Below are 18,272 nucleotides of genomic sequence, written 5' to 3' on the forward strand. Positions count from 1 at the left end.
CTACCCCGGCCCGCCGTCCATCACGCGTCCGGCGAGGCCAGCCGCGCCGGGAACCCGCCCGTGGCCACCGGCCCCCACTTCACCGGCGTGACGCGAATGATCGACTTCCCCTGCTTGACCATCGCCTCCCGGTACTCGTCCCAGTCCGGGTGCTCGCCGGAGATGTTCCGGAAGTACTCCACCAGCGGTTCCACGGAGTCCGGTGAGTCGATGACCTCGGCGGTGCCGTCGATCTGCACCCACGGCCCGTTCCAGTCGTCGCTCAGCACGACGACACTGACCCGCTCGTCCCGCTTGGCGTTGCGCGTCTTCGCCCGCTCGGGATACGTGGAGACAACGATCCGCCCCGAGTCGTCGACCCCGCAGGTCAGCGGCGAGGCCTGCGGGCTTCCGTCGGCCCGGCGCGTCAGCAGCAGGGCCCGGTGCCGGGGCCGTACGAAGTCCAGCAACTCATCCAGAGAGACAGCGGTGTTGGTCGCGATGTTCGGTGCCATGAGGACACCCTAGGCCTGCGGAGGCAGCGAATCCCCTTGCACCGCCTGGATGTCCAGCTCCACCTTCAACGTCGTACCGATCGCAGCGATCCCCGCCTGCACGACCTGGTTGTAGTTCATGGCGAAGTCCTCGCGCCGCAACTGCGCGCTCGCCCGGAAGGCCGCCCGGGTCCCACCCCAGGGATCGGCGCCGGTCCCGAGGTAGGCGAGGTCGAGGTCGACCGGCCGTACGACCCCGTGCAGCGCCAGCTCCCCGTGCACGGTCCACCGGTCCGGCCCGGCGACCGTCAGCCCGGACGACCGATACGTGATCTCCGGGAACCTCTCCACGTCCAGGAAGTCCGCCGACCTCAGATGCCCGTCCCGCATCGCGTTCCCGGTGTCGATCGAGTCGGCCCGGATCACCGCCTCCACCCGCGACTTGGTGACGTCGTCCGGAGCGACCTCGATCGAGGCGGCGAACTCCGTGAACCGCCCGTGCACGCTGGAGATCCCCAGATGCCGGGCCACCGCCCCCACCGTCGAGTGCGCCGGATCCACCGTCCACGGCCCCGGCGGCGGCAACTCGGCCCCGCCCTGCCGCGCCAGCGTCACCGTGCCCACCTCGGCACGACCTCCCCCGGAGGGGGTGCCCCCAGCCGTCACGATCACGCTCGCGGCGGCGGGCGCGTACCCGACGGCGGTGACGATGACGGTGTACGCCCCGGCCGGCAGCGGCTGGGGCTCCCGTACCGTCCCCTCCGCGTCGGCCTCGGCCCGCAGCACCTGCGCGCCCGTCATGTCGACCAGCGTGACGACCGCGTGCGACACGGCCCATCCGTCCCGGGTACGGATCCTCGCGGTCAGTCCCATTTCACGTACTCCTCAAGAATGCGACCGGCCCGCGGCGGGACGCGCAACCTCCGCTCAGAGCGCGCGCCCACCCGCCGCGGGCCGGGGTCTTTTCCGTCCTCGGGTGAGCGGGGCCCAGGTGCGGGCCCCGCTCACCGGCGGGCCCTACTCGCCGGGGTGGGCGAGCTCGATGTCATGGCCGTCGGTTCCGCGACCGCCCACCGTCAGGGCCGTCGCCACCGGGGGGTAGCCCGTGGCGATGACCGTGTAGTCGCCGGCGTCCAGGTCGGTGAAGGCGTACGCCCCGTCCGTCCCGGTCGTCGCGGTCCCCACGACATTCCCGGCCGCGTCGACGAGCGTGACCCGCGCATCGGCCAGCGGCCCGTGCGGAGCCCGTACGACGCCCTGGACCTGGGCCCCGGGCTCCAGCTCGACCTCGATCCGGGTGACCCCGGTCCCGCCGACCTCGACGGGCAGGGCGCGCGGCCGGTACCCGGCGGCGTTCACGGCGACGGTCACCACCCCGGGCACCAGCTCGGCGAACCCGAACTCGCCCTGCTCACCGGTGGTCCCGGTGGCCAGCAGATCCCCGCGCACATCGGTCACGATCACCATCGCGTCCTTGACCGGCAGCGCACTGTCCGCGGCCCGCACGACCCCGCTCAGCCCACTCGTCCCGCTGAGCAGGATGTCGTACGCCACCGGCTCACCGTGGACCACGACCGTGGACGCCTGCGGCTGGAACCCGTCCGCGGAGGCGATCAGGACGTACGAGCCCACGCTCGGCGCGTCCACGCCGTACGAACCGTCCGCCTGGGTCACCGACCGGCCCAGCTGCTGTCCCGCGAGGGAGATCAGCGTGACCGCGGCCTGGGGGACCGGTTCGCTCTCGGCGCCGCGGACGTGGCCGCGGACCGGGATGCCACCGGAGGCGGCGGTGGGCGCTTCGACGGTCGCCACGGCGGCGAGCCTCTGCGTGCCGTCGGCCGCGGCGGCCTGCGTCTGAGAGACGGCCCAGCTCGGGACCCGCTCCTCGGCGGCGGACGCGGGAGCCGGAGCCCCGGCCTGGGCCGAAGAAGCGGCCTCCTGAGGGGTGGCCTCCTGGGGAGCGGCTTCCTGAGCAGTGGCCTCCTGCGCCATCGCGCCCTTCGTCCGCAGCGGGACCTCCTTGATGAACAGCGTGATGAGGAAGGCGACCGCGGCCAGGACCGCCGCGATCAGGAACACGTCCGCGATGCCGTGCCCGTACGCGCTCTCCATGACCGTGCGCAGTGGCGCCGGCAGCTTGTCCATGTCCGGGATCTCGCCGGAGGAACTCGAACCGCCCGCCGACGAGGCGTACTTGGGGCCGAGGTCGGTGAGCCCGTCCTTGACGTAGTCGGTGATCTTGTTGGCCATCACGGCACCGAGCACCGAGACGCCCATCGCGCCGCCGAGGGACCGGAAGAAGGTGACCGTGGAGGACGCCGATCCGAGGTCCTTCGGCTCGACCTGGTTCTGCGTGCACAACACCAGGTTCTGCATCATCATGCCGATGCCGAGACCCAGCAGGGCCATGAAGACCGCGGTCTTCCAGTAGTCCGTGTCGTAGCGGATGGTGCCCAGCAGACCGAGGCCCGCCGTGATGAGCACACCACCGCTGACCAGCCAGGCCTTCCAGCGCCCGGTGCGGGTGATGAACTGCCCGGAGACGGTGGAGGAGACGAACAGTCCGCCGATCATCGGGATGGTCAGCACGCCGGACATGGTCGGGGACTCGTCGCGGGCCAGCTGGAAGTACTGGGCGAAGAAGACCGTGCCGGAGAACATCGCCGTACCGACGAACATCGACGCGATCGACGACAGCGTGATGGTCCGGTTGCGGAACAGCCGCAGCGGGATGAGGGGTTCGGAGGCCTTCGACTCGACGAGCACGAAGATCAGGGCGAGCGCGATCGACCCGCCGACCATCGCGTACGTCTGCCAGGAGATCCAGTCGTACTTGTCACCGGCGAAGGTGACCCAGATCAGCAGCAGCGAGACCGCCGCCGCGACGAAGAACGCGCCGGCCCAGTCGACCTTCACGTCCCGCTTCACGACCGGCAGATGCAGGGTCTTCTGCAGCACGATCAGCGCGATCACGGCGAAGGGCACACCGACGTAGAAGCACCAGCGCCAGCCGAGCCACGAGGTGTCGGTGATGACACCGCCGAGCAGCGGGCCGCCGACGGTGGCGACGGCGAAGGTCGCGCCGAGGTAGCCGGAGTAACGGCCGCGCTCGCGCGGGGAGATCATCGCCGCCATCACGATCTGCGCGAGGGCCGACAGACCGCCGACACCGATGCCCTGGACGACTCGGAAGGTGATGAGCATCCCGGCGTTCTGCGACAGCCCGGCGGCCGCCGATCCCAGCACGTAGACGACGAGCGCTATCTGGACGAGCGCCTTCTTGCTGTAGAGGTCGGCGAGCTTGCCCCACAGGGGAGTCGAGGCGGTCATCGACAGCAGGGCGGCGGTGACGACCCAGGTGTAGGCGGACTGGCCGCCGCCGAGGTCGCCGATGATCTCCGGGAGGGCGTTCGAGACGATCGTGGACGACAGGATCGCCACGAACATCCCGAGCAGCAGCCCGGAGAGCGCCTCCATGATCTGCCGGTGCGTCATGGGGGCGTGCTCGGCGTGCGCGGTGCCTCCCCCGTGCTTGCCGTGGGCCCGCACACCGGCTGGTGTGGTCGTTGCCATGGGTTTCCTTTGCTTATGTGTTCGCGGGTGTACGGGTGGTCTGGGTGGGCTCGTCGCATACGCGGTGGGCGGCGGCGGTACGGCAGTCGTCGAAGCTGGTCCTCAGCCGGGCCATGAGCCCGCTCAGCCGGGCCACGTCCTCGTCGCTCCAGTCGCTGAGCCGCTCGGCGAGCAGCTCGCAGGTCCGCCGCGACAGCTGCTCCAGCTGGGCCAGGCCCGCCGGGGTGAGGTGCAGGATGCGGGAACGCTTGTCCGCCGGGTCGGGGGACCGGTCGATCCAGCCGCGCTCGGCGAGATGCCCGGCATGGCGGCTGGTCACCGACATGTCGACGGCGAGCAGCTCCGACAGCTTGCTCATGCGCATGTCCCCGTGCCGCCCGAGCAGCGTCAGCACCGCGGCGGAACCGCTCGAGCAGTCGGGCGGCATGATCCGCCCCAACTCCCGCTTCACGGCTCCGAAGGCACTGAACTGACGCATCAGCTCCTCGTACTGCGCCTGCCCGGCCATCGCACCTCCCGTATTCGTTGCTTGGGGCAACCATAGGAAGTGTTGGTTGCTACAGGCAAATAAATAGGAGCGGGCGGGCCGCAAAAACTTGGCAAAGGCAAGTATTGCGAGAGTAAATGTGCAGGTGGTGGTGGGTGCCGGGGTACTGCACCCACCTCAGGGGCGCGGGGAACTGCGCGACCAGCCCCAACGGCGCCGCACCCGGCATCAAACCTGAGAGCCCCCACTTGGGCCGCCCCCGCACATTCGCTAGGGTCTCAGCCCATGGCTAACACCCAGGACCCCCAGGGCAACTACGACCCCGCCGGCAGCACGCAGATGTTCCGCGCGTTCGTGGATGAGTCCCCGCAGACCCAGCAGCAGACGGCGGCTTCCTCCGGCCCCCGCATCGGCCTGATCCTCGGCGTCGTCGCCGCCGTGGCGATCGTCGCGGCCGTGGCGTGGCTGGCGCTCAAGTAACCGACCGTCGGCTCAGTTCCACCGCACATCGACGTCCCGCGTCTCGATGTGCATCCCGAGCGGCACCCGCCACGCGTCGACACACACCGTCCAGGTCCTCTCGCTGCGCGCCCCCGCCTCGATCGGCGCCGGAAGCGCCACCTCGGACTCGACGGTCCCCCAGTCGATCCCGAGCGCCCCGATGATGTGCGTCCCGAAGGTCACCGTGCCCGAACGCACCGCGGTGCCACCGGAGTTGCGGAACACCAGCGTCACCTTCTCGCACCAGCGCTGATCGGCGGCCGCCCGCTCCGGATCGCTCACGGTCAGGACGGCGGGGGCGGGTGACGCGCCGGGCGTCCCGGCGGGCGGCGAACTCGTAGGCGTACGACCGGAATCGGCGCCGCCTGCCGAGGAGGGCCCGGGGCCGCCCGGGGTGCCCTGAGCTCCCTCCGGGCCCGGACCGCCGCTTCCTGGCACGCTCGACAGCGAAGGCCCGCCCGGAGCGCCCGCCCCCGGAGCCCCCGTCCCCGCGGACGGGCTCTCTCCCGAACTCCCCTCCGGCTCGGAAGAGTCGGCCCCGTCCAGCGGTACGACCTGCACGCTCCCCGTCGGCCGCACCGACATCCGGGGCTGCCCGCCCGCCGCTCCGACGGCGACGTACCCGCCGTCACCGCTCGCGTTCCCACCGCCGCAGGAAGCCAGCAGCGCGCCCAGACAGGCGACGGCCGCCGACGCACCGACGGCGGCGCCTCGACGGCCATGTGTCCATACGGTCGCCCGGAGCATCGCGCCAGTGTGGCTGACGCTCCGTCAGTAAGGAAGCCCCATGCGGAACTTCCGTGGGCCGGGGCCCCTTCAGTCCGAGATGAGACCTTCCCGCAGCTGGGCCAGCGTGCGGGTCAGCAGCCGGGAGACGTGCATCTGGGAGATGCCGACCTCCTCGCCGATCTGCGACTGGGTCATGTTGGCGAAGAAGCGCAGCATGATGATCTGGCGCTCACGGGGCGGGAGTTTGGCGAGCAGCGGCTTCAGGGACTCGCGGTACTCGACGCCTTCGAGGGCGGTGTCCTCGTAGCCGAGCCGGTCGGCCAGGGAGCCCTCGCCGCCGTCGTCCTCCGGGGCCGGGGAGTCCAGCGAGGAGGCGGTGTACGCGTTGCCGACCGCGAGGCCGTCGACGACGTCCTCCTCGGACACGCCCAGGACCGCGGCGAGTTCGGCGACCGTCGGGGAGCGGTCCAGCTTCTGGGAGAGCTCGTCACTGGCCTTGGTGAGGGCCAGCCGCAGCTCCTGGAGCCGGCGCGGGACGCGCACCGACCAGGACGTGTCGCGGAAGAACCGCTTGATCTCGCCGACGACCGTCGGCATCGCGAACGTCGGGAACTCCACGCCGCGTTCGCAGTCGAAGCGGTCGATCGCCTTGATCAGGCCGATGGTGCCGACCTGGACGATGTCCTCCATCGGCTCGTTGCGCGAGCGGAAGCGGGCCGCCGCGTAGCGCACGAGGGGGAGGTTGAGCTCGATGAGGGTGTCCCGGACGTACACGCGCTCGGGGCTGTTCTCGTCGAGGGCGGCGAGCCGCAGGAAGAGGGAGCGGGACAGGGTCCGGGTGTCGATGGCCCCCGAGGTCTCCGGAAGGGCCGGGGCCTCTACGGCGGCCTCGACAGCCGTGTTGTCGTCGAGCGCGGGCGCAGCCTCGCTCTTGGTGAGCGTGAGCACCTTCGAGCTGCCCTGGTCTGCGGACATGCCACCCCCTTTGGGTCGCGGGACGGTCGTGGCGAACGCTCCGTCGAGGAACGTCAGCCTTCACCTGAATACCGGAGCCGAAGCCCCGGCAAACGCTCTGCCGGAAGAATGTCACATGTCGGCAACACGCTGTAGTGACATGTCGACATGCGAGACGTGAATCCGCCCTGGATAAAGGGGGTCTGACGGTTTTTCGGCGCAGAAGTGTCGGGAACAGCGCTGGTGAGCGATTCGCTCGCGCCGGTTACGCCTCGATCCTGCTTGCGAACTGCGGTGTTCCGGAACGCGCTCCCGTGCGCCCCTTATGCCCCCGCCCATGCACCCCGCTATGCACCCGACTATGCGCCCCGCTATGAGTGCGACTATGCGTCGATCCGATTGGCGGACCGCAGCCGCTGGAAGCTACGCGCGAGTAGCCGCGAGACATGCATCTGGGAGACACCGAGTTCCGCGCTGATTTGCGACTGGGTGAGATTGCTGTAGTAGCGCAGCAACAGGATTCGCTGTTCCCGCTCGGGCAGTTGGACCAGCAGATGCCGTACGAGATCCCGGTGCTCCACGCCGTCGAGGGCGGGGTCCTCGTAGCCGAGCCGGTCCAGCAGTCCGGGCAGTCCGTCGCCTTCCTGGGCGGCCTCCAGCGAGGTCGCGTGGTACGAGCGGCCGGCCTCGATGCAGGACAGCACCTCGTCCTCGCCGATCCGCAGCCGTTCGGCGACCTCGGCGGTGGTGGGGGTGCGTCCGAAGGCGGTCGTCAGATCCTCGGTCGCGCTGTTGACCTGGACCCACAGTTCGTGGAGCCGGCGCGGCACATGGACGGTCCGTACGTTGTCCCGGAAGTACCGCTTGATCTCGCCGACGACGGTCGGCATCGCGAACGTCGGGAACTGCACGCCCCGCTCCGGGTCGAACCGGTCGATCGCGTTGATCAGCCCGATGGTCCCGACCTGGATCACGTCCTCCATCGGCTCGTTGCGGGAGCGGAAGCGGGCGGCCGCGTAGCGCACGAGCGGGAGGTTGGCCTCGATGAGCGCCCCGCGCACCCGGTTGTGCTCCGGAGTGCCCGGGCGGAGCTCCTTGAGCTGGCCGAAGAGCACCTGGGTCAGCGCCCGGGTGTCGGCACCACGGCTGCGCGGCGCGGCTTCCTGGGGGGCCGGCTGAGGAGCCGGCTGAAGAGCCTGCTGGGGGGCTTCCTGAAGTGGCGCAGTACTGGCCGACACGGTCAACGCCACCTCTTCATCGGTCAACTCATCCGTCAAAAGCGGTCATAGCATCACAAGACATGTGCACTGTGTGCAAGCACCGCATAACGTTGCGTTACGCCGTGTTGGTGGGGAAGTCGGGGTGAGGTCAGTACGCGTAGTCCGCGATCACCCAGGTGGCGAACTCCTTCCAGAGCCCCACCCCCGCCTGGTGCTCCGGGTGCTCCACGTACCGCCGCAGCGCGTCCGCGTCCTCGAACCCCGAGTTGATGGCGAAGTCGTACGCGATGGGCCGGTCGCTGAGGTTCCAGCCCAGCTCCCAGAAGCGGATCTCCTCGATCTTGCCGTCCAGGGCGCGGAAGGCCTCGACGCCCGCCACGACCTGCGGGTCGTCGCGCTCGACGCCCTCGTTGAGCTTGAACAGGACGAGGTGGCGAATCATCTTGCGCTCCCAGCTTCCGATCAGCCGCTACTGCGCCCCGTCGGCGAGCCAGGTGAAGAAGTCACCGATGGCCTTGGCGGCGTCCGATATGCCCTCGAACCCTATCTGGACGTAGTCCGCGGCCCCGTCGGGGTCCGTGATGATCACATACATCACGAAGACCACGAGTACATAGACGGCGACCTTCTTCGCATTCACCGCCATGGCGGCCTCCCCCGTGACTGTCGTGTCCGTCGTGCCTGTCGGGACTCCTGTGCCGGCGGCGAGTGTAACTTCCGCACATCACATTTAAGGACCAACGACCTGCAGTTCCGGGTCCTTTGCCGGACCGGCGACGCCCTCGCGGGCCGCAGCATTGAGCTCTCTTCTTCTCTTTTTCTTTTCTCCGGGACCTCACGCACGAAGGGCCCCGTCTGATGACGGGGCCCTTCTCAAGCGGTAGCGGAGGGATTTGAACCCTCGGTGACTTGCGCCACACTCGCTTTCGAGGCGAGCTCCTTCGGCCGCTCGGACACGCTACCGAGGGAGACCTTACAGCAAGGTGGGGCGTGCTCTGAAATCGGTATTACCGGCTCCGGAAGAAGTCCGTGAGCAGGGCCGCGCACTCCTCGGCGAGTACGCCCTCGACGACCTCCGGCCTGTGGTTGAGGCGGCGGTCGCGGACGACGTCCCAGAGGGAGCCGGTCGCGCCGGCCTTGTCGTCGCGGGCGCCGTAGACCACGCGGTCCACGCGGGACTGCACCAGGGCGCCCGCGCACATCGTGCAGGGCTCCAGGGTGACGACCAGCGTGCAGCCGGTCAGCCGCCACTCCCCGAGCTTCGCTGCGGCCCGGCGGATCGCCAGGACCTCCGCGTGGGCGGTCGGGTCGCCGACCGCCTCGCGTTCGTTGTGCCCGGAGCCGAGGACGGTCGTACCGTCCGGGGCCAGTACGACGGCCCCCACGGGGACGTCCGTACCGGCCCGCCCCGCCTCGTCCAGGGCGAGCCGCATCGCGGCCCGCCAGCGGTCGCGTACCGGGTCCGGGGGGCCCGTGTAGGAGTCCCCGGTCAGCGGACGGTCTCCAGGACCTCCGAGGCGCCCAGCGCGTCGGCGATCTCGGTGAGCGCGTCGTCCGACAGGGACTTCAGCTCCTTCTCGCTGACACCCAGGTCGTCGAGGATCCCGGGGTCGCCGACGGGACCGTGCGGCACGGCGTCGGCGGAGCCGCCGCCCTCGGTGTCGTCGCTCTCCTCCTCGTCCTCACCGTCCTCGGTGCCGTCGAGGTCGAGGGCGTCCAGGTCGGTGTCGTCGTCCCCGGGCTCCCTTCCGAGCAGTTCGTCGGTGAGCAGGATCTCGCCGTAACTGCTGCGGGCAGCGGCGGCGGCGTCCGAGACGTAGATGCGAGGGTCCTCCTCGCCGTCGATGCGGACGACGCCGAACCAGGCGTCCTCCTGCTCGATGAGCACCAGCACCGTGTCGTCCTCGGGCGAGGCTTCACGGGCCAGGTCGGCCAGATCCGACAGGGTCTCCACATCGTCGAGCTCTGTGTCGCTCGCTTCCCACCCGTCTTCGGTGCGCGCGAGCAGTGCGGCGAAGTACACCGTGACTCTCCCACTGGTCATAGGCGTGCCGGTTGGGGGTCCCCCCGGCGGAGGTTTTGGGCGGGAAGGCGTTGGCCCCGAGCCCCACCCACTCGGAATCGTGGCAGAAACGGAGCGTTCAGGGGACGTCTTCGGCTCCCTGTGTCCGCCCGTTTTGATCGTCCACCAGCGGGATCGTACGCGGCCGTGGGCGCGTTGCGTGCACCCGGGCGATATCTGGAGGGTCCGGCGGGCATCCGGCCGGGCCCGGCGGCTACCAGCGGAACGTGCGCATACGCATCGCGTGCCGCAATCGGGCCGTCTTGGCGCGCCGCGGCTGGACCCGGTCGCGCAGCTCACGGGCCTCGGCGAGGTCGCGCAGGAACTGGGCGCGGCGGCGGCGCCGCTCGGCGTCGGTCTCCTGCTGCTGCTCCTGTTGCGACGCTTGTTGCTGTTCCGGTTCCGGCATAGGCACACCACCCCGTCACGTCCCTCCCACTTTCCCTCCGACGGGCGGTTTGATGCCAGCGGGCGGGTGACGTGTGGTTTGGGCTGCGTCGGGACGTCCGGCGCAGCGGGCCCGGTTACTGTTGTGGACATGCGTCTCCATGTCGTCGACCACCCCCTGGTCGCTCACAAGCTCACCACGCTGCGCGACCAGCGCACCGACTCCGCGACCTTCCGCCGTCTCGCCGACGAACTGGTCACCCTGCTCGCCTACGAGGCCACGCGTGACGTGCGCACCGAGCAGGTCGACATCACGACGCCGGTCGCCGGGACCACGGGCGTCAAGCTCTCCTACCCGCGGCCCCTGGTCGTGCCGATCCTCCGCGCGGGCCTCGGCATGCTCGACGGCATGGTCCGGCTGCTGCCGACCGCCGAGGTGGGGTTCCTCGGCATGATCCGCAACGAGGAGACGCTGGAGGCGTCCACGTACGCCACGCGGATGCCGGAGGACCTCTCGGGGCGGCAGGTGTACGTCCTCGACCCGATGCTGGCGACGGGCGGCACGCTGGTCGCGGCCATCCGTGAGCTGATCAAGCGCGGCGCGGACGATGTGACCGCGGTCGTGCTGCTGGCCGCGCCCGAGGGCGTGGAGCTGATGGAGCGGGAGCTGGCGGGGACGCCGGTGACGGTGGTGACGGCGGCCGTCGACGATCACCTGAACGAGCACGGGTACATCGTGCCGGGCCTTGGAGACGCCGGGGACCGGTTGTACGGCGCCGCGGAGTAGGAACGCCTGCTGTTCCAGGGGTGCGGGTGTCCATCAGCCCCGCGCCCCTGAACCTTCTCCTGAACCTTCTTCAACAGGCCTTTTTCGAAGAACTCGGCTCCGGCTGGGGCTTCCCCAGCGCGGCCAGCGCCTTGTCCGCCGCCGCCTTTGCCGTCAGGGACTTGAAACCCGTCCCGATGATCAGGTCCACGTCCTTGCCCTTACGGCTGTCCGCGCGCGCCTCCGCGCCTGCGAGCTGCGTGCCGAGGACCGGCAGCGACGTGCTCACCGCGGACGTCGGGCCGAGCAGCAGCCCCGTGCCGTCGACGTTCTTGTCGAACTGGGCGCTCGCGTTGCCGACGTCGCCGATCTTGAAGCCGCGCTTCTTCAGCTCGTCCGCCGTCTTCTTGGCCAGACCCGCTCGGGGCGTGGCGTTGAAGACGTTGACGGTGATCTGGGCGGGCCTGGGATACACGGTCGTGGAGGCCGGCGCCGATGCCGATGCCGACGGGGACGCCTGCGTGGCGCAGTCGGCCTTCGGGCCCGCCGCGGATGCCGTCTCGTCGCCGCCCGTGAAGATGCCGATGAGCTGCAGGGTGCCCCAGCCGACCAGGCCGAGCGCGGTGACCGAGGCCAGCAGCGCGAACACGAGCCTGCCGCGCCGCCGGGGGCGGCGCATGCGTGGGTATTTGTCCCCCGTGATCCGGTACTTGCCGCCCATGCCCGGGGGAGTCAGCATGCTCATGGGCGCAGCGTAGTGCGCCCGGGCGGCGATGCCTACTAAATGATCATTGGATCCGGGTCAGGTGAACCCGAAAGGGCGAACCCTCTACAGGGACGCCACTTAATCCAGCTCCAGTACACGTGCGTGCAGCACCTGGCGCTGCTGCAGCGCCGCTCGTACCGCGCGGTGCAGGCCGTCCTCGAGATACAGGTCGCCCTGCCACTTCACGACGTGCGCGAAGAGGTCGCCGTAGAACGTGGAGTCCTCGGCGAGCAGGGTTTCCAGGTCGAGCTGGCCCTTGGTCGTCACCAGCTGATCGAGGCGGACCGGGCGCGGCGCGACGTCCGCCCATGCCCGGGTGCTTTCCCGGCCATGGTCGGGGTATGGCCGGCCGTTTCCGATGCGCTTGAAGATCACACGGAAAGCCTACCGGTCAAGACCTTCCGGGCGCAGCCATGGCGACGGAGTGCGACGCTGGAAAAGATGCAGTAAACGGGGGCAAATCAGAACAGGTGCCTGAGATGAGTGACAGCGAGACCATGCCGCAGGCCGCCGCTCCCGAGGCTCCGGGCAGCGCCCCCGCCCTCCCGAAGGAGGCCCTGGAGATCGCCTCCGGGTACGCCTTCACCGGGCCGGCGCTGGATCTCGGCGCCCTGCTGTGGGACGGAGCGTGTCTGCCGGACGCGCAGGTCAGGATCCCGTTGCCGATGCTGAACCGGCACGGGCTGGTCGCCGGCGCCACCGGCACCGGCAAGACCAAGACGCTCCAGCTGATCGCCGAGCAGCTCTCCGCGCAGGGGGTGCCGGTGTTCCTCGCGGACATCAAGGGCGATGTGTCCGGGATTTCGGCGCCGGGCACGCGGAACGACAAGGTGCAGGCCAGGGCCGCGGACGTCCACCAGGAGTGGACGGCGACCGGATTCCCCGCCGAGTTCTACGCCCTCGGCGGCCTCGGCCACGGCATTCCCGTACGGGCGACCGTCACGGACTTCGGCCCGTTGCTGCTGTCCAAGGTGCTCCAGCTCAACCAGACCCAGGAGCAGTCGCTCGGGCTGATCTTCCACTACGCCGACACCAAGGGACTGGAGCTGGTCGACCTCAAGGACCTCAGGGCCGTCGTCACCTTCCTGACCTCGGACGAGGGCAAGGCGGAGCTCAAGAGCATCGGCGGGCTGTCCACCGCCACGGCGGGTGTGATCCTGCGGACCCTCACCGCCTTCGAGGCGCAGGGCATGGCCGACTTCTTCGGGGAGCCCGAGTTCGACACCGGCGAGCTGCTGCGTACGGCGCAGGACGGGCGGGGCATGGTCTCCGTCCTCGAACTGCCCGCCGTACAGGACAGACCGCAGCTGTTCTCGACGTTTCTGATGTGGCTGCTCGCGGATCTCTTCCACGACCTGCCCGAGGTCGGGGACGCCGACAAGCCCAGGCTCGTCTTCTTCTTCGACGAGGCTCATCTGCTCTTCAACGGCGCCTCGAAGGCTTTCCTCGACTCGATCACCCAGACCGTCCGGCTGATTCGCTCGAAAGGGGTCGGCGTCTTCTTCGTGACGCAGACCCCGAAGGACGTACCGGCCGATGTCCTCGCCCAGCTCGGCAATCGTGTCCAGCACGCGCTCAGGGCCTTCACGCCGGACGACCAGAAGGCGTTGAAGGCGACGGTGAAGACCTTCCCGAACTCGGCGTACGACCTGGAGGAGCTGCTCACCGGGCTCGGTACCGGCGAGGCCGTGGTCACCGTGCTCAGCGAGAAGGGGGCCCCGACGCCGGTCGCCGCGACCCGGCTGCGGGCCCCGGAGTCCCTGATGGGGCCCGTCGACGCCGCCGCCCTCGACGCGGCCGTGAAGTCGTCGCCGCTGTACGGGCGCTATGCACAGGCCGTGGACCGCGAGTCGGCGTACGAGAAGCTGAACGCGTCGCGCGGGGCGAAGGGGCCGGACGAGATGACGGCGCCGCCCGAGAAGGCCGAGGCCAGGAAGGCCGGGGCCGGGAAGTCCGAGGAGCGGCCCTCCATGGTCGAACAGGTCGTCGGCAGCGGGGTGTTCAAGTCCCTCGCCCGGTCGCTCGGCACCCAGATCGGCCGGGAGATCAGCCGCTCGATCTTCGGTACGGCACGGCGGAGGCGGTAACCCCCGGCGGGCCCGCCTCCGCCGTCGGCTCAGCCGCGCTTCATGTCGTTCACCGGCGGCTTCTCCTCGTGGGACGGGGACGGGGACGGGGACGAGGACGACGGGGACGGGGGCTGGGTCTGCGGCTCGGGCGTGTTGCGGGCGGCCTCGGCGCGCACCAGGGCGCGCAGGACGGCGTAGGGGTCGATGGGCATGGTGGTCCTGCTCCTTGCGTTTCGTTCCTTGCGTTGTGTTGCTGAATCGGCCTCGGTCGCGAGGGCCGGTCAGCAGCGCAGGACCGTCGAGCGCAGGGCGGGCAGGGCGTACGGAGGCCGGGGCGGCGCCGGGGCGGGGCGTACGGCCCGGGCGGGGAAGGCCGGGGCCGGGCCGGGTGCCGGGCGCAGGGGTACGGCGGGGCGGAGGGCGGCGCGGGCCGGTGGCCGCAGGGCCGTGTCCAGGACGTCGTACTCGGCGATCTCGGCGACGACCGGCGTGAGGGTGGTGGCCGCCGCGTCGGCGTGCGCGCCCGGTACGAGCAGCGCGAGCAGTAGGACGAAGGCGCGGAGCCAGGTTCTGGTACTGCTCATGGTTGCTGGTCTGCCCCGGGGCGTACGACGTTCATCGCGTCGCCTGTCAGATCCGCTCGCATGGGTTACTCAGAGCTCGTGCGGCACCCGGGCGGCCCGGCCGCGCATCCGTACCGCCGTGACGATCTCGACGATTCCCACGGCGACCAGCCAGATCCCGCCGACCACGGTGAGGACGGCGACCGACTCGAAGGGGGAGTCGATCAGGACGATGCCGGCGATGAAGGTGAGGACACCGAGGAAGATCTGCCAGCCGCGGGCGGGCATGGACGGGTCGGAGACGGCGGCCAGGGTCTGGGTGATACCGCGGATCAGCCAGCCGATGCCGATCCACAGGGCGAGCAGCAGGATCGACTGCATGGGGCCGCGGAAGCAGAACAGGCCGAGCAGGATCGACAGGGCGCCGCTGATGAAGGCGAGCACGCGCAGGCCGGTCGTCTTGTGGGTGCCGAAGGCGGAGACCAGCTGGAAGACACCGCTGATGACGAGGTAGACGCCGAAGAGGACGCCGGTGGCGAGGAGGGTGGAGCCCGGCCAGACCAGGACGAGGACGCCCAGGATCAGCGAGGCGATCCCGGTGATCAGGACGACCTGCCAGGCCGCCTTGGACAGCGCGTGCAGGGGCCCCTCGATGGGCGGCTCGGGCTCACGGGCGTGCTGCCTCGCGTGAACCTTGCGGTCGTCGTACTCCGGGCCCCAGGTGGAGCCGCTCGGTGCCTCGGTCATGGTCCATGCTTGGACCGCGCGCGGCCGGCCCGCGCGGTGGGCTGGGCCGTACGGCTTACTTCTCGGCGGCCTTGGCTGTCTTGGCCGCCTTCGCCGCGGCCTTCATCTCCTGCTTGTGCGCCCGCACCTTGGTCAGGGACTCCGGGCCCGTGATGTCGGCGACGGACCGGAAGGACCTGGCCTCGCCGTACGCCCCGGCCGCCGTCCGCCACCCCTTGGGCTGTACGCCGAGCTGCTTGCCGAGCAGGGCGAGGAAGATCTGCGCCTTCTGCTTGCCGAAGCCGGGCAGTTCCTCCAGGCGGCGGAGGAGTTCGCGCCCGTCGGACACGCCTTTCCAGACGAGCTCGGCGTTGCCGTCGTAGTGCTCGACCAGGTACTGGCACAGCTGCTGGATCCGCTTGGCCATGGACCCGGGGTAGCGGTGCACGGCCGGCTTCTCCGAGAGGAGGGCGGAGAAGGCCTCCGGGTCCTGCGCGGCGATCTCGTGCGCGTCCAGGTCGTCGGCGCCCAGCCGGTCCGCGATGGTCCGGGGTCCCTTGAACGCCCACTCCATCGGGACCTGCTGGTCCAGCAGCATGCCGACGAGCGCGGCGAGCGGGGACCGCCCTAGGAGCTCGTCGGCCTCGGGGTCCTGGGCGAGGTGCAGGGTGACGTCCATGACCCCGATCATGCCTCCGGTGCGGTCACATCTCCACGTGGGGACTGGTCAGCGCGGCGCCGAAGTAGCCCTTCACGCCGCGCACGGTGATTCCGGCGCTCTTGCCGCACAGGTTCACCGAGCCGTTGAGGACGGGGCCGGCTGCCGCGCCACGGGCGATCCAGAGGCAGCCGTCGCTGTTCTCGGTGGGTGCCCCGACGACCGTCTCGGCCTTGCCGTCCCCGTTGAGGTCGGCGAGGTGGACGGCGGCCCCGAACTGGTCGCCCTTCTCGACGGCACCGGGCACACCGGCCGTGTCCTGGGTGTATCCGGCGGCCTTCGCTGTGCCGAGGCCGGTGGCGGAGCCGCGCAGCAGCACGGCCGTACCGGCGGCCTCGCGCGAGCCCACGGCCTCGAAGGGGGAGCCGACCAGGACATCGGCGTACCTGTCGCCGTTCACGTCCCCGACGCTGAGCGACTGGCCGAACCAGTCGCCCCACTCCGCGGCGCCCGGTACGCCCGCGGTGTCCTGGTGGAAGACCTTGGGCTTCTGGTCGGCGGTGATGCCCTGGGCGCTGCCGTAGAGAACCTGGATCTCGCCGCCCTTGCGGGCCGCGCCGGATTCGTTGAAGTGGGCGTCGTCGCCCGCGATGCCGGTGACGAGGTCGCCGTAGCCGTCGCCGTTGACGTCGCCGATCTGGCCGGTGTGGCCGTCGGCGTAGGGGAGTTCGATCCCCTGGTTGATCAAGGGGTCCTCAGAGTCGGGGGCGCCCGCGTCGAGGGTCACGGGGCCGCGGATGTCGCCGTCCGTCGGTCCGGCGAGGTAGAAGCGCTCGGACCTGCCGTCGCCGTTGACATCGCCCATCACCACGCCCCGGGCGTTCTCCCGCCACTCCAGGTACTTCGCGGCGGGCTTGCCCGTGCGCGTGAAGGGCCCGGTGTAGGAAGCCGTGTTGCAGGCGGAGCCGATGCCGAGTTCGGGGGCGCCGTCGCCGTTCATGTCACCGGCGGCCACGGACATGCCGAAGCGGCAGTACGTCATGCCCTCACCGAACCCGGCCGGCGGGGCGATGCTCGCGCCGCCCTTCAACCCGTTCGGCCCACCCCAGACGACGGTCACGGCACCCCGGGAGTCGGCGCCGCCGACGTCTTCGTGCGGGGTGCCGACGATCAGGTCGGCGTAGCCGTCCCGGTCCAGGTCGGCGCTGGTCACGGTCCGGCCGAACTCGTCCCACTTCTCCGGGTCGCCGGGGATTCCGGAGGTCGCCTGGGTGAGGACGGCCCGACGGGTGCTGCTCACGGACGACTTCGACCCGTACAGCACGACGACGGCACCGGCCTCCTCCACACTGCCGTTCGCCGCGTTCGGCGCCCCGACCGCCAGGTCCCGGTACCCGTCACCGTTGAAGTCGTCCTGGACGGCGGCCGTGTTGGCGCCCTTGTAGGGGGCGGCGGCGGACGACGTCACCGGGGTGAGGGTGACGGCCGCGGCCGCGGTGAGCACGGCGGCCGCGGTGACTGCTCTGCGCAACGGGACTCCTCGACATGCGGGTTGACGCACCAGACGTCCCGCATGACACACGAACCCCGTGAATGGTTGTACGTCAGGCCGCCCGCCAGTACCCCAGCGCATGCATCCGGTCCTTGGGGACGCCCAGCTCCTTGCGGACGTACGAGGAGAGCGCGCGGGTGGTCCTCGTGTCGGTGGCGATCCAGACGTACGCGTCCGGGTGGGCCCTGAGGAGGTCGGGGAGGTCGGCCTTGACCCGGTCGAGGAGGCCGTCGCCGTCGCGTACGTCGTGGCGCGCCGGGTCGGTGCGGAAGGGGAGGCCGTCGGGGGTGCCCTCGAACCAGATCGTCGCGGGGGACGAGTCGAGGGCTTCCAGGAGGGAGTTGATGGCGGGGAGGGAGGCCGGGTCGCCGATCGCGAAGACGTGGGTGGGGGCCGGGTCGGGGTGTTCGAAGCCGGTGCCGTGGACCGTCGCCTCGATCATGTCGCCGGGCTTCGCCGCCCGGGCCCAGTCGCTCGCCACGCCCTCGTGGAGGGCGAACTCCAGGCTGAAGGTGCCGGCCTCCGGGTCCGCGTCGACCAGGGTGTACGCCCGCTGGTGGGGCTTGCCGGCGTTGTCGAACCACAGGCGGACCCACATCGTCGGGTGGACGCCGGTCTCGGCCAGCATGCCGCCGTCGGTCAGGTGGACGCGCCGGTAGAGCGGGGTGACGTCCTCGGCGCCGGTGACGGTGAAGACGTAGTCCTTCGCGCGCAGCAGTCTGAGGACCGCGCCCTCCCAGCCGTGCCCCTGCCCCATCGACTCTTCACTCCTCGCGTACGATTCCA

General features: G+C 70.4%; 23 protein-coding genes and 1 tRNA gene. 3 read left to right on the plus strand and 21 right to left on the minus strand.

Annotation, left to right across the window (positions count from 1 at the left end; all coding sequences use genetic code 11):
• Positions 1-20 precede the first annotated feature (20 nt).
• The 4 genes from PH203_RS18415 to PH203_RS18430 form a co-directional block, all read right to left on the minus strand.
• Positions 21-494 carry a PPOX class F420-dependent oxidoreductase gene (locus PH203_RS18415; RefSeq protein WP_289921172.1) on the minus strand — a complete coding sequence of 158 codons (474 nt, stop codon included), beginning with the start codon at positions 492-494 and terminating at the stop codon, positions 21-23.
• 9 nt (positions 495-503) lie between these two features.
• The gene (locus tag PH203_RS18420) at positions 504-1,346 is read right to left on the minus strand and encodes a YceI family protein (RefSeq protein ID WP_289921175.1); all 843 of its coding nucleotides are present in this window, start codon (positions 1,344-1,346) and stop codon (positions 504-506) included.
• 144 nt (positions 1,347-1,490) lie between these two features.
• The gene (locus PH203_RS18425) at positions 1,491-4,046 is read right to left on the minus strand and encodes an MFS transporter (RefSeq protein ID WP_289921177.1); all 2,556 of its coding nucleotides are present in this window, start codon (positions 4,044-4,046) and stop codon (positions 1,491-1,493) included.
• Between the two features lie 13 nt (positions 4,047-4,059).
• Positions 4,060-4,554: a MarR family transcriptional regulator gene (locus tag PH203_RS18430; RefSeq protein WP_289921178.1), complete on the minus strand. Its 495-nt coding sequence runs from the start codon at positions 4,552-4,554 to the stop codon at positions 4,060-4,062.
• A gap of 264 nt (positions 4,555-4,818) precedes the next feature.
• Between PH203_RS18430 and PH203_RS18435 the strand changes: the two genes are divergently transcribed.
• Positions 4,819-5,013 (plus strand): hypothetical protein, encoded by a 195-nt coding sequence (locus PH203_RS18435; protein ID WP_289921179.1) that lies wholly within the window; start codon positions 4,819-4,821, stop codon positions 5,011-5,013.
• A gap of 12 nt (positions 5,014-5,025) precedes the next feature.
• On the opposite strand, the gene PH203_RS18440 is transcribed toward PH203_RS18435, so the two are convergent.
• The 9 genes from PH203_RS18440 to PH203_RS18480 all read right to left on the minus strand — a co-directional run bounded on the left by PH203_RS18440 (position 5,026) and on the right by PH203_RS18480 (position 10,408).
• On the minus strand, positions 5,026-5,781 hold the full coding sequence (locus tag PH203_RS18440) for a hypothetical protein (RefSeq protein WP_289921181.1): 756 nt from the start codon (positions 5,779-5,781) through the stop codon (positions 5,026-5,028).
• Between the two features lie 69 nt (positions 5,782-5,850).
• Complete coding sequence (locus PH203_RS18445) at positions 5,851-6,738, minus strand: RNA polymerase sigma factor SigF (protein ID WP_289921182.1); 888 nt, start codon at positions 6,736-6,738, stop codon at positions 5,851-5,853.
• Positions 6,739-7,100: 362 nt separating this feature from the next.
• Positions 7,101-7,994 carry an RNA polymerase sigma factor SigF gene (locus PH203_RS18450; RefSeq protein WP_289921183.1) on the minus strand — a complete coding sequence of 298 codons (894 nt, stop codon included), beginning with the start codon at positions 7,992-7,994 and terminating at the stop codon, positions 7,101-7,103.
• A 91-nt stretch (positions 7,995-8,085) separates the two neighbouring features.
• Complete coding sequence (locus PH203_RS18455) at positions 8,086-8,379, minus strand: Dabb family protein (protein ID WP_289921184.1); 294 nt, start codon at positions 8,377-8,379, stop codon at positions 8,086-8,088.
• Positions 8,380-8,406: 27 nt separating this feature from the next.
• Entirely contained in the window at positions 8,407-8,583 is a 177-nt protein-coding gene (locus tag PH203_RS18460) for a hypothetical protein (RefSeq protein WP_289921185.1), read from the minus strand.
• A 232-nt stretch (positions 8,584-8,815) separates the two neighbouring features.
• Positions 8,816-8,900, minus strand: a tRNA-Ser gene (locus tag PH203_RS18465).
• 44 nt (positions 8,901-8,944) lie between these two features.
• Positions 8,945-9,370, minus strand: a complete 426-nt coding sequence (gene tadA, locus PH203_RS18470) for a tRNA adenosine(34) deaminase TadA (protein ID WP_289921186.1) — start codon at positions 9,368-9,370, stop codon at positions 8,945-8,947.
• Between the two features lie 56 nt (positions 9,371-9,426).
• A complete protein-coding gene (locus tag PH203_RS18475; RefSeq protein WP_289921311.1) occupies positions 9,427-9,960 on the minus strand; it encodes a hypothetical protein in 534 nt (177 codons plus the stop codon).
• A 253-nt stretch (positions 9,961-10,213) separates the two neighbouring features.
• Entirely contained in the window at positions 10,214-10,408 is a 195-nt protein-coding gene (locus tag PH203_RS18480) for a hypothetical protein (protein ID WP_289921188.1), read from the minus strand.
• A 129-nt stretch (positions 10,409-10,537) separates the two neighbouring features.
• Here PH203_RS18480 and upp point away from each other — a divergent pair, with 129 nt between their 5' ends.
• Positions 10,538-11,173 carry a uracil phosphoribosyltransferase gene (gene upp / locus PH203_RS18485; protein ID WP_289921189.1) on the plus strand — a complete coding sequence of 212 codons (636 nt, stop codon included), beginning with the start codon at positions 10,538-10,540 and terminating at the stop codon, positions 11,171-11,173.
• Positions 11,174-11,243: 70 nt separating this feature from the next.
• On the opposite strand, the gene PH203_RS18490 is transcribed toward upp, so the two are convergent.
• Both PH203_RS18490 and PH203_RS18495 read right to left on the minus strand, forming a co-directional pair.
• Complete coding sequence (locus PH203_RS18490; protein ID WP_289921191.1) at positions 11,244-11,897, minus strand: LytR C-terminal domain-containing protein; 654 nt, start codon at positions 11,895-11,897, stop codon at positions 11,244-11,246.
• A gap of 99 nt (positions 11,898-11,996) precedes the next feature.
• Positions 11,997-12,293: a type II toxin-antitoxin system VapB family antitoxin gene (locus PH203_RS18495; protein ID WP_289921192.1), complete on the minus strand. Its 297-nt coding sequence runs from the start codon at positions 12,291-12,293 to the stop codon at positions 11,997-11,999.
• A gap of 104 nt (positions 12,294-12,397) precedes the next feature.
• Between PH203_RS18495 and PH203_RS18500 the strand changes: the two genes are divergently transcribed.
• Complete coding sequence (locus PH203_RS18500) at positions 12,398-14,005, plus strand: helicase HerA-like domain-containing protein (protein ID WP_289921193.1); 1,608 nt, start codon at positions 12,398-12,400, stop codon at positions 14,003-14,005.
• A 29-nt stretch (positions 14,006-14,034) separates the two neighbouring features.
• Here PH203_RS18500 and PH203_RS18505 read toward each other — a convergent pair whose 3' ends face one another.
• The 6 genes from PH203_RS18505 to PH203_RS18530 form a co-directional block, all read right to left on the minus strand.
• Positions 14,035-14,199, minus strand: coding sequence for a hypothetical protein (locus PH203_RS18505; protein WP_289921194.1), 165 nt, complete (start codon positions 14,197-14,199; stop codon positions 14,035-14,037).
• 69 nt (positions 14,200-14,268) lie between these two features.
• Positions 14,269-14,571 carry a hypothetical protein gene (locus tag PH203_RS18510; RefSeq protein ID WP_289921195.1) on the minus strand — a complete coding sequence of 101 codons (303 nt, stop codon included), beginning with the start codon at positions 14,569-14,571 and terminating at the stop codon, positions 14,269-14,271.
• Positions 14,572-14,640: 69 nt separating this feature from the next.
• A complete protein-coding gene (locus tag PH203_RS18515; RefSeq protein WP_289921196.1) occupies positions 14,641-15,297 on the minus strand; it encodes an HdeD family acid-resistance protein in 657 nt (218 codons plus the stop codon).
• Positions 15,298-15,352: 55 nt separating this feature from the next.
• The gene (locus PH203_RS18520) at positions 15,353-15,955 is read right to left on the minus strand and encodes an HhH-GPD-type base excision DNA repair protein (RefSeq protein WP_289921198.1); all 603 of its coding nucleotides are present in this window, start codon (positions 15,953-15,955) and stop codon (positions 15,353-15,355) included.
• 25 nt (positions 15,956-15,980) lie between these two features.
• Complete coding sequence (locus tag PH203_RS18525) at positions 15,981-17,465, minus strand: FG-GAP-like repeat-containing protein (RefSeq protein ID WP_289921201.1); 1,485 nt, start codon at positions 17,463-17,465, stop codon at positions 15,981-15,983.
• 73 nt (positions 17,466-17,538) lie between these two features.
• On the minus strand, positions 17,539-18,243 hold the full coding sequence (locus PH203_RS18530; protein ID WP_289921203.1) for a siderophore-interacting protein: 705 nt from the start codon (positions 18,241-18,243) through the stop codon (positions 17,539-17,541).
• Between the last annotated feature and the right edge of the window lie 29 nt (positions 18,244-18,272).

The organism is Streptomyces sp. S.PB5 (genome assembly GCF_030403745.1).
Lineage (GTDB): Bacteria > Actinomycetota > Actinomycetes > Streptomycetales > Streptomycetaceae > Streptomyces.

Bases quoted from the DNA above. Each gene is read 5' to 3' on its own strand.
- PH203_RS18415 (WP_289921172.1), bottom strand. From the start codon at position 494: ATGGCACCGAACATCGCGACCAACACCGCTGTCTCTCTGGATGAGTTG.
- PH203_RS18420 (WP_289921175.1), bottom strand. From the start codon at position 1,346: ATGGGACTGACCGCGAGGATCCGTACCCGGGACGGATGGGCCGTGTCG.
- PH203_RS18425 (WP_289921177.1), bottom strand. From the start codon at position 4,046: ATGGCAACGACCACACCAGCCGGTGTGCGGGCCCACGGCAAGCACGGG.
- PH203_RS18430 (WP_289921178.1), bottom strand. From the start codon at position 4,554: ATGGCCGGGCAGGCGCAGTACGAGGAGCTGATGCGTCAGTTCAGTGCC.
- PH203_RS18435 (WP_289921179.1), top strand. From the start codon at position 4,819: ATGGCTAACACCCAGGACCCCCAGGGCAACTACGACCCCGCCGGCAGC.
- PH203_RS18440 (WP_289921181.1), bottom strand. From the start codon at position 5,781: ATGCTCCGGGCGACCGTATGGACACATGGCCGTCGAGGCGCCGCCGTC.
- PH203_RS18445 (WP_289921182.1), bottom strand. From the start codon at position 6,738: ATGTCCGCAGACCAGGGCAGCTCGAAGGTGCTCACGCTCACCAAGAGC.
- PH203_RS18455 (WP_289921184.1), bottom strand. From the start codon at position 8,379: ATGATTCGCCACCTCGTCCTGTTCAAGCTCAACGAGGGCGTCGAGCGC.
- PH203_RS18460 (WP_289921185.1), bottom strand. From the start codon at position 8,583: ATGGCGGTGAATGCGAAGAAGGTCGCCGTCTATGTACTCGTGGTCTTC.
- tadA (WP_289921186.1), bottom strand. From the start codon at position 9,370: ATGCGGCTCGCCCTGGACGAGGCGGGGCGGGCCGGTACGGACGTCCCC.
- PH203_RS18480 (WP_289921188.1), bottom strand. From the start codon at position 10,408: ATGCCGGAACCGGAACAGCAACAAGCGTCGCAACAGGAGCAGCAGCAG.
- upp (WP_289921189.1), top strand. From the start codon at position 10,538: ATGCGTCTCCATGTCGTCGACCACCCCCTGGTCGCTCACAAGCTCACC.
- PH203_RS18490 (WP_289921191.1), bottom strand. From the start codon at position 11,897: ATGAGCATGCTGACTCCCCCGGGCATGGGCGGCAAGTACCGGATCACG.
- PH203_RS18500 (WP_289921193.1), top strand. From the start codon at position 12,398: ATGAGTGACAGCGAGACCATGCCGCAGGCCGCCGCTCCCGAGGCTCCG.
- PH203_RS18505 (WP_289921194.1), bottom strand. From the start codon at position 14,199: ATGCCCATCGACCCCTACGCCGTCCTGCGCGCCCTGGTGCGCGCCGAG.
- PH203_RS18510 (WP_289921195.1), bottom strand. From the start codon at position 14,571: ATGAGCAGTACCAGAACCTGGCTCCGCGCCTTCGTCCTACTGCTCGCG.
- PH203_RS18515 (WP_289921196.1), bottom strand. From the start codon at position 15,297: ATGACCGAGGCACCGAGCGGCTCCACCTGGGGCCCGGAGTACGACGAC.
- PH203_RS18520 (WP_289921198.1), bottom strand. From the start codon at position 15,955: ATGGACGTCACCCTGCACCTCGCCCAGGACCCCGAGGCCGACGAGCTC.
- PH203_RS18530 (WP_289921203.1), bottom strand. From the start codon at position 18,243: ATGGGGCAGGGGCACGGCTGGGAGGGCGCGGTCCTCAGACTGCTGCGC.